Below are 15,084 nucleotides of genomic sequence, written 5' to 3'. Positions count from 1 at the left end.
TGATGGTTTCTCTCGATATATGTGTTGCACAGTGTTTTGCCGAGTATGTGAGAGGTTCTGCTTATTCGTTGAGAAGCTTAACGGTGGTTTGCATCGCATCATCTAAAATTGCGCGATCTTTTTGCATTGCCGCAAGCAAGGTATAACCCAACCACAAGCTAAACAGTGTTTTTGCTGTTTGTTCCGGTGCAGACAAACAAAGCGTACCTTCTTGATTGCTGCGCTCAAAGAAAGTCGTCATTTTCTCAATCATTTTCTTAGTGCCGGCAGCCATTTCACTTTGCATTTCAGTGTCGTGACCAGAGACTTCACCTGCGAGTTTGACGACTAAGCATTGAATATGAAAGTCTTCGGTCAACTTAACGACGCACCAATCATCAAAGTAGGCTTGTACGCGTTCGCTTGGCGCTTTGGATTCGTCACTCAAAAAGCGTTCGAGACGCTCAAGGTGCGTTTCAAAGTAGTCGTGCAGCAAAATCGCACCAAAGTGTTCTTTTGATTTGAAGTAGTGATAAAACGACCCTTTAGTGCCTTCTGCTTCGTTAATGATCTTCATTAAACCCACACCAGCAAAGCCGTGTTCATTGATCAGATGCAATCCGGCATCGAGCAACGCTTGTCGCATGTCTTTCATTCTTTATCACTCACTAAAAGGGCAGGGTTACAGTGTATCGGGAAAACAAGGGGAGAAAAAGTCGCCCACTCAGAGAACTGAATGGGCGAGGAGTGTTATAGCTGAGCGGCGATTTGATCTGTCAGGTTGTTCAAACCTACCGATAGTGCATCGACAAGCGCATCGTAGCCTTCATCTTGTAAAGGCATGCTGATTTTGACCGGTGCACTGGTCTTCACTTTGCCGTTAGCATCAACAAGGATCCATTCACCTTCGATTTCAGCGTTGCCTTCATAACTGCCATTGAACTTACTTAACGACAATTGAAGCTTGCTTTCGTCACTCTGGTCGAGCAGGTTATTCACTTCTACCGGCCAGTATTGGCTTTGCTTGCTACGCAGTTCGTCGATTACACGCGTCGTGATTTGCTCAGAGATACTGTGTGCCCACTGATTGTGCTTCGCTTGGATGATCTGGGTCTCTGAAGCGCGATACACAATACCACTGTCGGCAAGGTAGCTTGCCAATTCAACTGGGCGAACTACAAGTTGTGGGCGTTGTGCAATCATGGTGTCGCTTACCTTTGCTGAGCTTGCTTCCGGTAAGACATACAAAGCGCCTGTGTCTTCAGGAGCGCTACTGCAACCTGCCAGAAGGGCAGAAATCAATAAAAGTCCGCGTTTCATTATTTTTGTCCTCTAACTGGGATTGGGTCGTTGACTTCATCTTCGCCAAATACCAATGAATTTGGTTTTTCGTTCAACTGCTTAAGGACTGGTTTGAACTCAGTCATTACTTGTTCTAGCTCTTTCAGCGTCGACTCCATTTCACTGTACATGGTGGAGTTCGGACCGTAGCCATCTAATGTTCTTTGCAGCTGTTCTAGGCTCTTACGAATGTCGGCTGGAATCGCTTTGGTGTCTTCTTGGTTGAGGAGACGATCCACACTGCTCGCAACACGCTCTGCTGAAGCAAGCGTTTTTTCCGAGTTCTTCAACGTCTTGTTCAGTGAGTTCAACGTGTCTTCCATTGGTAAGTTGTTTAGCTTGGTTAGGAAGTCATTCACTTGGCGTTGAACCTGAGCAAAGCCACCTTGTTTGGTTGGGAAGACATCTAAATCTTCAAATTGGCTCGGCACGTAAGGTTCATCATCAGGATAGAAATCCGCATCGATATACAGCGCACCCGTTAACAAGTTACCTGTTTTCAGCGTACCGCGAAGACCTTTGGCAAACTCTTCTTTTAGCTTCTCTTTGAACCTTGGCAGTTGGCTTGATGGTAAATTTTCATAAACTCGGCCAAGCTCAATACGTACAAGCACTGGGATTTTCTTCGCGGAGAAGTCTTCTTCTGGCGTTGGCATTCGCATAGGCACTTTGATAACGGTACCAATGCGTAAACCACGGTATTCAACCGGTGCTTTAGCTTTCAGACCACGAACAGACTCTTCAAACATCATCACAAACTGAATGTATTCATCGTACATGCCTTCGCGCACTTGTTTAACATCATCGAACAAACGGAAGTGTGTCATGTCTTCTTTAAGCTCATCTCCTGCGCCCATTCCTGGCAGGGTATCGAAGGTTACGCCGCCCGTAATCATGCTTTCTAGTGAACCGAACTTCACCTCAAAGCCTTCCGCATTAAGCTGCAAATCGACACCTGAGCTCAACCAAAAATGAGTTTTGGTACGCACAAGGCTGTCATATGGCTTGAAGATAAACAGTTGGTACAAAGCGCGGCGAGTGTCGACATCGAAACTAGTGGTTTCAACTCGACCCACGGTAAAGCCTTTGTAGATCACTGGGTCACCAACACCAAGTTTTCCGGCTTCGCGGTGTGTCAATACAATGCGTAGACCTTCTGCGTCAGGGGAAGCGACAGGTGGCACATCGAGAACATCAAAATGCTCTTTTTCGACCTGAGAATTGCCTGGTTGAAGTTGAATATAGGCACCAGATAACAGGGTTTCTAAACCTGACACGCCCTCACGACCAATACGAGGCTTAACGACCCAGAACATGGAGTCTTCACGCAGCATGCGTTTCGCGTCTTTGTTCATTTGTGCTGTAGCGATGATGTGGTCATAGTCTTCGCTGAGTTTAACGTCAGTAACCACGCCAACTTTTACGTTCAGTGCTTTGATCTCTGTTTTACCGACTTCAATACCTTCTGCTGTTGGTAATTTCAGTGTGATCTCTGGCCCTGTGCTGTTGATGTATTGGAACAGCATCCACGCTCCCATCGCTAACGCAAGGATCGGAATGATCCAAATCGCAGAGACCTGCTTTTGCGGTTTTATTTGAGCGGTTGCCTTGTTCTCATCACTCATATTTGGCTTTCTCATTTAAGTTATTAGTCATTGGCTCCTGCGCTTCGTTTTGTGGTAATTGCCACAACAAACGCGAGTCAAAAATCATTGCAGAGAGCATGGTGAGTATGACCACAGCAGCAAATGAAAGCGCTGCTGGACCAGGGTAAATCGCCATTAGGTTTTGCAACTGCACGAGCGCAACCAGAATAGCGACAACAAAAATATCAATCATCGACCAACGACCGATAAATTCTGTAATTCGGTAGATTTTCAAGCGTGAAATACTTTCTTCAGGAGGCAAGTATTGTGCTTTTTGAGCGTTGAAATACAGCCAAGCGAGTGCCAACATTTTTGCCATTGGGATAAACACACTGGCGAAGAAGATAACCGCTGCAATAGGGTAGGAGCCCAGTTGCCACAGAAGAACCACACCTTCCATGATGGTCGAGCCTTCGGAATGACCGAGGCTCACTGTGTACATCATTGGATAAAGGTTCGCGGGAATGTAGAAAATGATTGCCGCAAAAAGTAAGGCCCATGCTTTCTGCATGCTGTCTGTAGGGTTGTATTTGTGTATTGGGCTATCACAACGAAGACACTTTTGATGTTTTTTGTCTTCAATAGGGTTGAGTTGATGACAGGTGTGACAACCAATGTGGTTTTCATTGTGGTGCGTATCACCTTCTTTCACATTTGGCAGTTCAATCGCAGGAATGAAGTGTCCCCACAGCCAGCTCTTATCGACCATTGAAATACATTTCACGACCAGCACGGTGTAAACACAGAATGCCCAAAACGAACTACCCATGCCAATCTCAGCCAGTGAGGCGATTTTAATTAAGCTCACTAAGACACCGATCAGGAACACATCGACCATCAACCATGGTTCAACACGGAATAAGATCCGGCATAGGGTTTTCGCCATCCGAATCTGCTTCTTACCTAATGGATGCTTGAGTGACTTCAAGGCTTCAAGGTGTAAAAACAGAATTAATCCGACGTAGATTGCGGGCAGCACCACGACGGTCGCCAGAAGCAAAGCCCCTAGCAATGCGTTATGAAACTCGGCTAGCATCTTAGCGGCATGCATCAAGGTAATCTCTTGAGATAAGCCTTGAACACTGAATGACATAAACGGGAATGAGACACTTAAAACTAAGGTGATCAAGCAAGCCACCGATACAGCAATGACGCTTTGATACGGTTTCGCGTTCACTTTGGTAAGCGAATGTTCGCAACGAGGACACTGCGCTTTTTGACCTTGCTCGATATCTGGGATACGAACGACCAAGCCGCACTCCTCACAGGAGACTAATTGACGTGAATTGGGTTGAATGCTCATTCAGTTATTATTTCGTACTTTTAATCACTAAGAATAACCCTTTTTCAAGATATGCGCTTGTTTTTGCGGGAATGTTTTACAAGCTTCTTACCTGTTTAAAAGAAAAAACCAGCCACACAGGCCGGTTTGAGCTTTATTTGATGCTGCCAACGGAAGAGCGTCTGACCAGAATTGGCATGAATAATTTGTGTTCCGTACGCTCTGTTTCTTCGTTATTGACCAACTGAAGTGAGAGCTTCACCGCCTCGTTTGCCATGACTTGAATTGGGTAACGAATGGTCGTTAGGCGAGGGTAGATATAGCGCGCGATATGACCATCATCGAATCCAACCACAGACATGTCTTCAGGAATACGGATGCCGTTTTCTTGCAGCAAGGTCATGCAGCCCGCTGCCATGTAGTCGTTGTAGGTAGCAACAGCAGTGATGGGCGTGTTCTTCGCCATCAAGTTCACCATAGCTTGCTCGCCACCGGTTTCATCTGGCTCGCCGTACTCGATGTATTCCTCACGAATCTTGATGCCGTTATCTCGCAGAGCATCAAGATAGCCGTCGCGGCGATCGCGTGCATCTTCAATATCATGACCTGAGCAGATATAGCCGATGTGTTCGTGTCCATTGCGAATCAAATGCTCAGTGGCAATGTAAGAGCCTTTTCGGTTATCCAACGCAATACAGCGTGAAGCGATGTCTGGCACGATACGGTTGATCAACACCATGCCCGGAATTTCATTGGCGAGCGTGGCTAACTCGTCATCTGTCATGCCTTTGCTATGCACGACCAAAGATTCACAGCGGCTGTTGATCAGCAAGTTGATCGCGTTGCGCTCTTTCACGGCATCATGATAGCCACTGCCAATCAGAAGCTGTTTCTCTTGCTCACTGGCAATGGTGTCGATGGCTTTGACCATGGTGCCAAAAAAGGGCGCAGAAACGTCGTTCACCAATACCCCAATCGCGTTGGACGATTTACTGACCAGTGCGCGCGCATTGGCGTTCGGGCGATAGCCTAGTTTCTTCATTGCTTCTTTGACGGCGACAATCGCGGATTCACTGGTGTGTGGGGCGTCATTGATGACGCGAGATGCGGTTGCAATGGATACGCCAGCTTCTTTTGCGACGTCTTTGATGGTGGCCATAGGGAACTCAGGATCTGAAATTTGCTTCATTTAACAATGCACAGCGGATGAACTCAAACACCCAATTGAGAATAGTGGCGGTGTATCAAGGTTTTAAAACAAAAAAGCGTGCTCAGGTGAACACGCTTTTAGTCGAATTGAAGTTACGCCTTAATCTACCGTAGTTGGTGGGAAGGCTTTACTGCCTAAAACATGACCATTCACTTCTTTACCGTAGTACCCTTGGTGGTTGTGGTACTTCGCTGCGTTTGCTTGCAAATCACCTTTGTAGCGAGGATCCTGTGGTCTTTCGTGGCTATTGATATAAGCCGCGACATCCCATGCATCTTGCTTACTCAATTGAACGCTTTTGCCCAAAGGCATGTTCTCATAGATGAAGTAAGCCGCGGTGTTAATGCGGTGCATGCCAGCGCCCCAGTTGTAAGCGTATTCACCCCACAAAGGTGGAATGTAAGAGCGATCGTTTTCATCGTGAATGCCTTGACCACTTTCGCCATGACAGGCCGCGCAGTTATCAACGTAAACTTGCGCACCACGCTCTGGTGAAGGCTCAAGCTCTGGATTGTCAATTTTTGGATAGCCACGGCCTGCGAGGTTGCCACGTTTCTTCGTAGGTAAGGCGTTAGCGATTTTTTCTGGCAACGGGAAATCTTCCGCCTTACCGCCCGTCAATAATTGCTCAGTACTGATGGCAGGAACTGGCTCATCTTGCATACCGTATTGGTCTAATAAGCCTCCCATTGCTAACCAGTAGGCATAAGCGCTGAGCGCCTCTAGTTCTTTTGAGTCTTTTGCTGGTGGCTTACCATTCATCGAATAGGTGAAACAGCCTTGAATGCGGTCGGCGTAACTGTTTACTTTGTCGTTCTTTTTACGATAAGCAGGGTAGGCCATATAAGCCGCCCAAAGTGGTGCTGCGTTGGCTTTACGTCCGGCTTCCATATGGCAATTCACACAGTTTTGCTCGTTACCCACATAACGTCCACGCATTTGCTGCGAGTTCACAAACAGTGAGTAGCCGTATTTCACTTTCTGACCAAACTCGTCGTTTTCGATGGTGCTCAAATCACGGGGTTTAAGATATTGCGTATCAGCGTGTTTTTGTACCGCTGGTAGTTCTGTTTGGCTGTCTGGCAGTTCATTGTTTGCGGCATCACTGGCGTGTGCGAGGGTAGAGATGCTTGCAAGCAGCAGAGAGTAAATCAGTTTCATTTCGACTCCTCATAACGCAAAGAAGCGAAGTAGTAAGACAAGTTTTCGATTTCTTTATCGGTGAGCTTTTTCGCAATGCTGCCCATCATATTGAGCGGATCACCGCTACGTGTGCCGTTCTTCCAAGCATGAAGTTGGTTTTGTAAGTAATCGGCTTGTTGGCTCGCAAGACGGGGAAATTTATCTACGCCCATACCACTTGCGCCGTGGCAAGTTGAACAAGCGGGAATGTTTCTATCCCAGTCTCCTTGATAAACCAATTTTCGATAAGGATTACTGATATCCGCTTGATCACCGCGCTGCTCAAGGTCGGTAAATTCCCAAGTCGGCAATTGAGCAAAATATTGCAGAACTTCTGCACGAAGTGTTGGGTCACTCAGTTCATCGGCCATGCCTTTCATGATGACATTGTGGCGCTTGTCGTTCGAGAAGAGTTCGAGCTGACTTTCCATATAGTCGGCATTCAGTCCGGCAAGCATAGGTGCGATACCTGCTTGGCCTTTACCGTCGACACCATGGCATCCGGTACAGATCTCACCGTGTTCGGGGAGTGGGGCAGAATAAGCTGCGAAAGAGGCGGCACTCAAGCAAAGCGCAGCCAAAGATAAGTTACGAAACATGCTGACTCACATTTGATTATTATTTGAGCGCATTATTGTGAGTATTGTTATTAGTTGTGGCTATTGTGGAAATCCACATAAATCTTGTGGAGAGGCATTGCGGCTTGCTGCAGAAATAAAAAAGGCTTCCACCCTAAAAGGGAAGAAGCCTAACAAATGAATGGTGGCTGAATCCGCTACGCTTTGCGAATCTTCGCTGGCAGAGATTGACGTGCCGCTGCACCAACCACCCAATCCAACATCACGCCTTTACCTTCACGAGTAGGGTCAATCAAACCGACGTCGTTGATGTTGACGCCATCATTGCCGCTGGTTTTCACTGGTTGTTGTTTATCACCAATCCAGTGCGCACGCTGACCTAGCTCTGTGTGGCCAAAGCCATGTTCAAAACCGAGCGCCCCTTGGCGAATACCAGACATGACCATTGCAAGTGCGGTAGTGCTGGCTCCCGGTGTTTCAATCACGAAATGGTCGCCAGTTTGAATGCCAACCGCAGCGGCATCCGTTGGATGGATATAGACAGGGTTAACACCTTTAATCGAGTTTAAGCGTGGTGATAAGTTGGATACTGCGCTGTGAATGTTCGATTTAAAGTTGGTCAGGCTGAATGGCCACTCGGCTTTCGGGTACTGAGTCTCAAGTGGTGTGCCATCTGCGAGCTTTTGTGGATGCCAAGTCGGACAGCCACTGTAGAACTCGCCTGTCATGGTGTTTCTTGCGCTGCCAACACGCTCGTTCCAAATCGCGACTGGACGCGTCCACTTGTACTTCATTTGCTCGCCTTTGTAGGCTTCTGTAGCGTTTTCAAAGCGACCACCACGAGCAAAAATGTATGCCACGCGCTTCATCTCATCTGGTGTTAGTGCTTTTTGCATGCTTGGCAATAGACGCTCAAGACCAGACCAAGCAATGTCTTCTGCACTCACTTCCGGAACGCCACCTTTCACGTAGGCAAGGTTGGCTGCTGAGCGAAGATAGAAGTCTTCAGCAGAGTGAATACCGTGTAAACGACCTTGCGTGTCTTTGATGGCGTTGTCACCAAAGCCGCCCAGTTGCATCTTTTTGGCGATATCAATCAGGAAGTTCTCGAGACAAATACTGCGACCATCGGCGGTTTTTTCTGTGCGAGCTTCCACGATTGGCCAGCGAGCAGTCACTGCTTTCACTGGAACATCATGCCAAGGTGATGCCATGCCCCAGCTTTCGTAAGTGACGGTATCTGGCACGATGTAGTCCGATAGTGCCGTTGTCTCGTTGATGAAGGCATCGACAGAAACAATCAAACCGAGCTGCTTTGGATCTTTTAGCTTGTCTTCAAGCAGCGTTTTTAAACCCGGCACGCCATAGATTGGGTTTGCCATATGGTTGATCCACGCTTTCACTCGGTATGGATAACCATCGATCGCCGCCGATAGATGCTCGGTAAGCAAAGGCGCTGCAAACGGATACCAAGGTGCACGAGTCGGGTAAGGGGATTCTCCCGCCTCCACGCGACGTTTGTATTCGCTGGTTTTCTGGTAAGGGAATTTGCTGCGCGAAAGGAACACGCCTTTTGGTCCCACTTTGCCTTCAAATTGAGTGAAGTCATAGCGAGGGCCTGCCGCAGATGTCGGATAACCACCCGCTTTCGCCATTGCGCCGCCTTTCATGTTGATGTTACCAATCAGAGCATTAAGCATCATGATGGTGAAGGCGTTGTAGAAGCCGTTGGTGTGCATGTTGCCGCCGTGAGTATCAACCACCGCTTTAGTGCCATGACTGGTAAAGCGTTTTGCTAGCGCGATGATTTGATCCACAGGGATCTCACATTGCTCGCTGTAGAAGTCCAGATCGTATTTAAACGCTTCTTCTTTCAAACGTTGCAATGATGACTTAACGCGAACGACACCAGATGCCAGCTCTACATCTTGGTCGACAAACAACGATGCTTCACCTGCCTGCTTGTGTACGCTCAACTCACCGCTTTGCGCATCGACAATCACGTATGGATCTGTCTCTGACAGTGCTTCCCCTTCAAATGGCATACCCATTTCCGATGCACGTAAGAAGTGCCCGTAGCGTGGGTGGGATTCATCGCTGATCACAAGGTGAGTGGCATTACACCAATGTGCCGTGCCCGCTCTTTGCATCGCCGTTGCTCCTGGCTGCGCAAGGAAGGTTTTGTTGTAGCGTTCGTTGGCGATGATCCACTGAATCATGCCAAGAACCAAGGCAGAATCGGTGCCCGGCTTGATAGGCATCCAATGGTTATTATCACCCGCGGCAAGGCTGGATGAACCTGCTGGCAAGCTCGGCGTGATAATGGTGTATTCCAGTTTGCCTTCGGTACGTGCTTTGGCTAGCTGACGAGCCTGACGTTTGAATGGGTTACCCGCTTGTGCTGGTGACATGCCAATGAAAATAACGTATTCGGCATTGTCGAAGTCTGGCTTTAAGTGGGCGTTCTTATCCAGATCGTTCATGAACGCGCCGCTGCCTGCGCGGAAAGCGTAGCCACAGTAAGAACCATGATGACCGAAGTTCCGCGTACCAAAGCTGTTAAAAGCAAAACGTTTGAAAATGTCGTCACGGCCTTCGTTACCGGCGTTGGTCATCAACAGTTGGTTGGCTTTTGGGCCGTATTCAGGGTTTTGCGGATCAACGGGCGTCGTTAGGTCACGAATGTCTTTCAAACCTTCAACATGACCTTCGCCAAATAGATCACCACCGTTGACGACTTCGTCCACCAACTGCTCGTAGCTGATCGGTTCCCATTTACCTTCACCACGTTTGCCCACACGCTTCAGTGGTTGGGTTATACGATAAGGGCTATTACGAATTTCCATCATGCCGTTACCGCGAGCACACGCTGTGGAACGGCCCTCTAAACCGTTTTCACCCGCCAAGCTCAAGTAAGCGTCTTTTATAGGCGTCTCAAATGGAATGTGTTGCTGATGTGATAACGGATGGTATGGGTTGCCCGAAATGCGCAGGATCTCGTCGTTACGATTGTCGATACGAACGCGCAAACCACATAGACTCCAACAACCAAAACACATTGATGGCGCAACACGCTGATTCGGATTCGGGATTAAGTTGCCCTTGTCGTTCACCTTGTATTCGGGCTCAAGTGAGTTGCCGTGGTGAATATCACGGGTTTTCTCACCCGCAGTACCATGAATAGCACCTTCTACCATGTGTTTGGTGGTGGTTGCGTAGCCCGCAGCAAAGGCACCAAGCCCTCCCACTGCAAGGCCAGATTTCAAAAACTGACGGCGTTTGTTATCCATAATGAAATCCTCTTAGATCAGTGTTGAGTTAGGGTTGAAGATGTAGATTCACGCTTTGGTTGAATCAGTTCGGAACCAAGTAATGCCAGCGCAATCCATAGTCCAAACATGCCGATGATGCCGAGTAGACCATTACTGCCAATTGGCAAGTCATATGGATATGGGCCAACATCAAACTTAGCGATGGTTTGTACTTCCATCATGGTGATCCAACGAACCGTCCATGCTGTGGTCAGTGCCATCCCAGACATGAATAACACTCGAATGAAGTGACGATTAGTATCACGCAGTGTAAACAGTGCAAGCAGCACGCTACCCAGCAGCAAAGACGTTAGTAATGCGATGTGCTGTACCCATAATGGGGAAGCGTAAAGGGATGAGCTGGCATTGTTCGAAGCCCAGATAGGAATCAACAGCAACGATAATGCGCCGCTAATTGCGGTCGTCTGACGCAGTAAACGAGTATCTCCGAAGGTCAGGCGGTCCGACTTCGATGGAATCAAAAGCCAAATAAGTAAGGTAAAGCCGACCGCGCCAATAAACGCAGTCACAAACCAAAGCACAGGTGATGCAGGTTGATGCCACAACGAACGAGATTTCACGATCGCAATCTCTGCGCCAGTGTATAGCGCGATGGTGAGGCCAGATAGGACCGTCACAATCGACGCTGTCATCATCAGCTTACGGTTGGTTTTCCAACGACCTAGCGAGAGCTTCGCAAGTAGCGGAAATACCTTACCCGGTTGGTTTTCAAGGTTGATCAAATCATTACGCAGATATAGCCATGCCGTTGCCACTGCCAAGCCGGAGAACAGAGGTAAGAATAACGAACCTAATGACATCCAAGACCATGGCGTTAGGTGTGCGTAGAAATGCCACGCGCGTCCCGGCTGGTGGAGATCGCCTGTTAACGCGAGCGGGCCAACGATTGCGCCAATCGCCAGAGTCAGCACCAATGCAGCGCGCAGACGATGGCTGGTGTGAGATTCAAACAACAGCGCGATTAAGAACAAAATAGCCGCCGCATAAGCTGAGCCGATGTAGAAGAAATATTGCACTGCCCACGGAAGCCAAGCGATGGCCTGAGGCTGTACGAGCACTTCGGTTATGTTCATGCTTTTTCTCCTTGTGGATCGTAAATCGCAGGCTGACCTTCAATGTGTTGAGTGAAGCGTTCATTCATGCCGATGTAGAACACGTGAGGTTTGGTGTCTTCGTTTGGTTTAAGCACCTTGATGTCGTCTTGGTGCTCTGTCATCAGGCGGCGAACTTCGCTATTCGGATCGTTGATGTCACCAATCACGCGAGCACCACCGACGCACGTTTCCACACAAGCTGGCAGCAAACCTTCTTCAAGGCGATGTGCGCAGAAAGTACATTTGTCCGCAGTTAGGGTCTCTTCGTTGATGAAGCGCGCATCGTAAGGGCAGGCTTGAACGCAGTAAGCACACGCCACACAGCGACTGTTATCGACCATCACGATGCCGTCTTCTCGTTGGAAGGTGGCTTGCACTGGACAAACGGCCACACACGGCGGGTTATCACAGTGGTTACACAAGCGCGGCAGCATGAAAGACTTCACTTCTTCCGTCGCGGTTGAGCCATCATCGAGGGTGACTTCATACTGTTTTACTGTGGTCCGGAACTGGCCAATAGGGGCTTGGTTCTCGATGCTGCAACCGACAGTACAAGCTTGACAGCCAACGCATTTACGCAAGTCGACAACCATGGCGTAGCGTTTACCGACTTGGCCTTTACGGTCTGGTTCATTGTTGTTTCTGATCACCGTGCCTGCTGTGGCTGTGCCAATTCCGGCGATCGGAATCAGCGCAGCGCCTGCGGTAACGGCACTGAGAAAACGGCGTTTGGTGGAATCCATAACTCACCTGCTAAGATTGATTAGAGCTTGTTTTCATTGTCAGAATTGCAGCCGTTTGCCGATATAGTGGATTTCCACATACCGAGAGCAAAGTTGATCTAAAACAAATGTGGATTCCGCTATGTTGCTGTTATTCTGATGCTTCCCAATACCGAGGATTAAGAAACAATTCATGCTGAAAAAATCGCTAAACTTCATTCGCTTATGGATTGTTTTTATCAGTCTTATGCTCGGCTGCCTCACGATTTCTTTTGCACATGCAGCACCAATGCAGACATTAGATTCCAGCGCTTTCTCTAAACCGCAAGTCGATGTGGGTGTGCTAGCCATACGGGGCCATTTATATGCGGAGCAGCGTTGGCAACCGACGATTTACTGGCTTAATCAACAGATCCCTGAAGTGCGGTTTGTTCTCCATCCGTTAGATCTCGATGGCATGACCAACGCAGTCGAAAACCAAAGCATGGACTTCATTCTCACTAACCCCGGACAAGCAGTGCGTTTGGGGCGTCAGTACGCGTTGTCTTGGATCGCGACGTTGACCAGCCAAGCGCCAGAAAACTCCAATTACGGCATTGGGTCGGCGTTGGTGGTGCGTTCTGATTCGACTTATTCCACTCTCAATGATGTTTCCGGTTTGCCGATTGCGGCGGTGTCAGAGAAAGCCTTTGGCGGTTACCTCACATTGCGTTATCAAGTGATAGAGAAAGGATTAGATCCGAATGACTTCTTCTCGGACGTGCGCTTTTTAGGCTTCCCAATTGATGCCAACCTCTACCAACTGCGTGACCACAATGTGGAAGCGGCGGTGGTTCCAGCTTGTTTGGTTGAACAAATGGAAGGTGAAGGGTTATTGGAAGAGGGGCAACTTCGGGTTTTAAGTCCGCTTAAACTTCCTCAAACCGAGTGTGCAGTATCGACGCCCCTATATCCAAACTGGTCTTTTGCGAAAACGGAACGTGGATCGTCTCAATTAGCCAAGAAGATCAGTCGAGCCTTGCTTGCGATGCCTGCCGATAATCCCGCTGCGATTGCTGCTAAAGCATCCGGTTGGACATCACCAGTCAGTTTGTTGTCGATAGATAAACTCTACCAAGCGATGGACTTGCACCCATTGCAACAACCTTGGTGGAAAGAGGCGCTACGCTGGCTACGTTTCCATCAAGAATGGGCGTGGGCGTTATTTCTATTTGTGATTGTGTTGAACATTTACCACTTCTGGCTGGAGTATCGTTTCAGCAAGAGTAAACAAGCGCTAGAGAAAACCTTACTGCGTTTAAAAGAGAAGAGCGAAATGCTAGAGCACTCACAACGAGTGGCCATTGTGGGCGAATTAGGCAGCAGTCTTGCGCACGAGATAAACCAACCTTTAGCGGCGATCCGAAACTACAGCGAAGGTGGCTTGTTACGATTAGCTAAGAAGCGTCCTCATGAAGATATCGTGCCGGTATTAGAAAAGATCCAGACCCAAGTAGAACGTGCCGACGCGATCGTTTGTCGCTTGCGAACCTTAATTAAAAAGCGCAGTGTCGACATGGCTGCGTGCGATATGGAGCAGCTGATCTCTGATACGGTTGAGTTGCTGAATTTCCGCTTGCAGAAGCAAGGCATTGAAGTGGTTCGCAGCACCGAAGGACAACCTCAATTGGTCGAAGCTGATGCCGTTGGTCTACAGCAAGTGTTGGTGAACGTGATGAACAACTCGATAGATGCTTGTGTGATGTACGCAGAAAATCACCCTAATAGTTATCAAGGCAAAATTGCGCTTCACACGGATTATCAAGCCCAAAGTATGTCGATTCGAGTGTTGGATAACGGTACGGGTTTGGAGCATGAGAACCCAACCGCCGCCTTTGTGAGTACAAAACAGGAAGGGTTAGGGCTGGGCCTGGCGATCTGTCGTGATGTGATGGAGATGCATGGTGGTGAATTCGTCATCCAATCTACTCAGCCACATGGTTGCTTGGTGGTATTAACCTTGCCGTATCAAACCATGAAAACAGCCAATACAAAACGCAACGAAGAAGAGCAAACAAAAAGAAACACAGGAGAAGTGAATGAGTGATAAGCAACTGCCCGTATTTGTGGTCGACGATGATGAGTCGGTGCGAGATTCGTTGGCGTTTATGCTCGAAGAACATGACTTCTCTGTGACGACGTTTGCCGATGGGCAGGCATTTCTCGACGGAGTAGATATCCATCAAGCGGGCTGCGTGATTCTGGATAGCCGAATGCCGAATTTGCGTGGCCAACAAGTGCACCAAATTCTCAATGAAGCCAAAAGTCCATTGGCAGTGATTTACTTAACCGGACATGGCGATGTCCCAATGGCGGTGGATGCGCTGCAAGCTGGCGCGGTGAATTTCTTCCAAAAGCCAGTAAAAGGGGATGAGCTGGCACAAGCGATTTTGAAAGGCCAAGTTCAATCTGCGGCGAATTTGGATATTGCGGGGGCGAAAGCGGCGTACGAATCACTGACGCCAAGAGAGAAAGACATTCTGCGTTTGATCATCGCTGGCAAGCGCAATATTCGCATTGCTGATGAGCTGTGTATTGCGATGCGAACGGTGGAAGTACACCGCGCAAGTCTGTTGAAAAAGTTCTCGGCGAAAACCGTGGCAGAGCTGGCTTACATCTACGGCAAACTGGCGCAATAAAACAGGCATAAAACTTATGCTCAAATAAAAAAATCCCCAA

Annotated in this window: 12 protein-coding genes; 2 read left to right on the top strand and 10 right to left on the bottom strand. The window is 48.4% G+C overall.

The window, feature by feature from the left end; all coding sequences use genetic code 11:
* Window positions 1-61: 61 nt before the first annotated feature.
* From L1076_RS06180 to dsrO, 10 genes are all read right to left on the bottom strand, one after another.
* Complete coding sequence (locus tag L1076_RS06180; protein WP_237303380.1) at window positions 62-634, bottom strand: TetR/AcrR family transcriptional regulator; 573 nt, start codon at window positions 632-634, stop codon at window positions 62-64.
* A gap of 95 nt (window positions 635-729) precedes the next feature.
* Window positions 730-1,299: an ABC-type transport auxiliary lipoprotein family protein gene (locus tag L1076_RS06175; RefSeq protein WP_237303379.1), complete on the bottom strand. Its 570-nt coding sequence runs from the start codon at window positions 1,297-1,299 to the stop codon at window positions 730-732.
* Window positions 1,299-2,945, bottom strand: a complete 1,647-nt coding sequence (pqiB, locus tag L1076_RS06170; RefSeq protein ID WP_237303378.1) for an intermembrane transport protein PqiB — start codon at window positions 2,943-2,945, stop codon at window positions 1,299-1,301. The genes L1076_RS06175 and pqiB overlap by 1 nt, the downstream gene beginning before the upstream one ends.
* Window positions 2,938-4,269, bottom strand: coding sequence for a paraquat-inducible protein A (locus L1076_RS06165; RefSeq protein ID WP_038880656.1), 1,332 nt, complete (start codon window positions 4,267-4,269; stop codon window positions 2,938-2,940). The genes pqiB and L1076_RS06165 overlap by 8 nt, the downstream gene beginning before the upstream one ends.
* Window positions 4,270-4,402: 133 nt before the next feature.
* Window positions 4,403-5,407, bottom strand: coding sequence for a substrate-binding domain-containing protein (locus L1076_RS06160; protein WP_237303547.1), 1,005 nt, complete (start codon window positions 5,405-5,407; stop codon window positions 4,403-4,405).
* Between the two features lie 150 nt (window positions 5,408-5,557).
* The gene (locus L1076_RS06155) at window positions 5,558-6,619 is read right to left on the bottom strand and encodes a c-type cytochrome (protein ID WP_045405751.1); all 1,062 of its coding nucleotides are present in this window, start codon (window positions 6,617-6,619) and stop codon (window positions 5,558-5,560) included.
* Window positions 6,616-7,239 (bottom strand): c-type cytochrome, encoded by a 624-nt coding sequence (locus L1076_RS06150; protein ID WP_045405752.1) that lies wholly within the window; start codon window positions 7,237-7,239, stop codon window positions 6,616-6,618. Before L1076_RS06150 ends, L1076_RS06155 begins: the two co-directional genes overlap by 4 nt.
* Before the next feature lie 176 nt (window positions 7,240-7,415).
* Window positions 7,416-10,508 (bottom strand): tetrathionate reductase subunit A, encoded by a 3,093-nt coding sequence (locus L1076_RS06145; protein ID WP_237303377.1) that lies wholly within the window; start codon window positions 10,506-10,508, stop codon window positions 7,416-7,418.
* Window positions 10,509-10,525: 17 nt separating this feature from the next.
* Window positions 10,526-11,623, bottom strand: a complete 1,098-nt coding sequence (nrfD, locus tag L1076_RS06140) for an NrfD/PsrC family molybdoenzyme membrane anchor subunit (RefSeq protein WP_237303376.1) — start codon at window positions 11,621-11,623, stop codon at window positions 10,526-10,528.
* Window positions 11,620-12,387 carry a sulfate reduction electron transfer complex DsrMKJOP subunit DsrO gene (gene dsrO / locus L1076_RS06135; RefSeq protein ID WP_009706991.1) on the bottom strand — a complete coding sequence of 256 codons (768 nt, stop codon included), beginning with the start codon at window positions 12,385-12,387 and terminating at the stop codon, window positions 11,620-11,622. Before dsrO ends, nrfD begins: the two co-directional genes overlap by 4 nt.
* Before the next feature lie 172 nt (window positions 12,388-12,559).
* Between dsrO and L1076_RS06130 the strand changes: the two genes are divergently transcribed.
* Window positions 12,560-14,452, top strand: a complete 1,893-nt coding sequence (locus L1076_RS06130; RefSeq protein WP_237303375.1) for a sensor histidine kinase — start codon at window positions 12,560-12,562, stop codon at window positions 14,450-14,452.
* Complete coding sequence (locus L1076_RS06125; protein WP_005438923.1) at window positions 14,445-15,044, top strand: response regulator; 600 nt, start codon at window positions 14,445-14,447, stop codon at window positions 15,042-15,044. Before L1076_RS06130 ends, L1076_RS06125 begins: the two co-directional genes overlap by 8 nt.
* The last annotated feature ends 40 nt before the right edge of the window (window positions 15,045-15,084 follow it).

This window comes from Vibrio sp. MMG023 (genome assembly GCF_021654215.1).
GTDB lineage: Bacteria > Pseudomonadota > Gammaproteobacteria > Enterobacterales > Vibrionaceae > Vibrio > Vibrio jasicida.
This window is presented reverse-complemented; position numbering and strand designations above follow the sequence as displayed.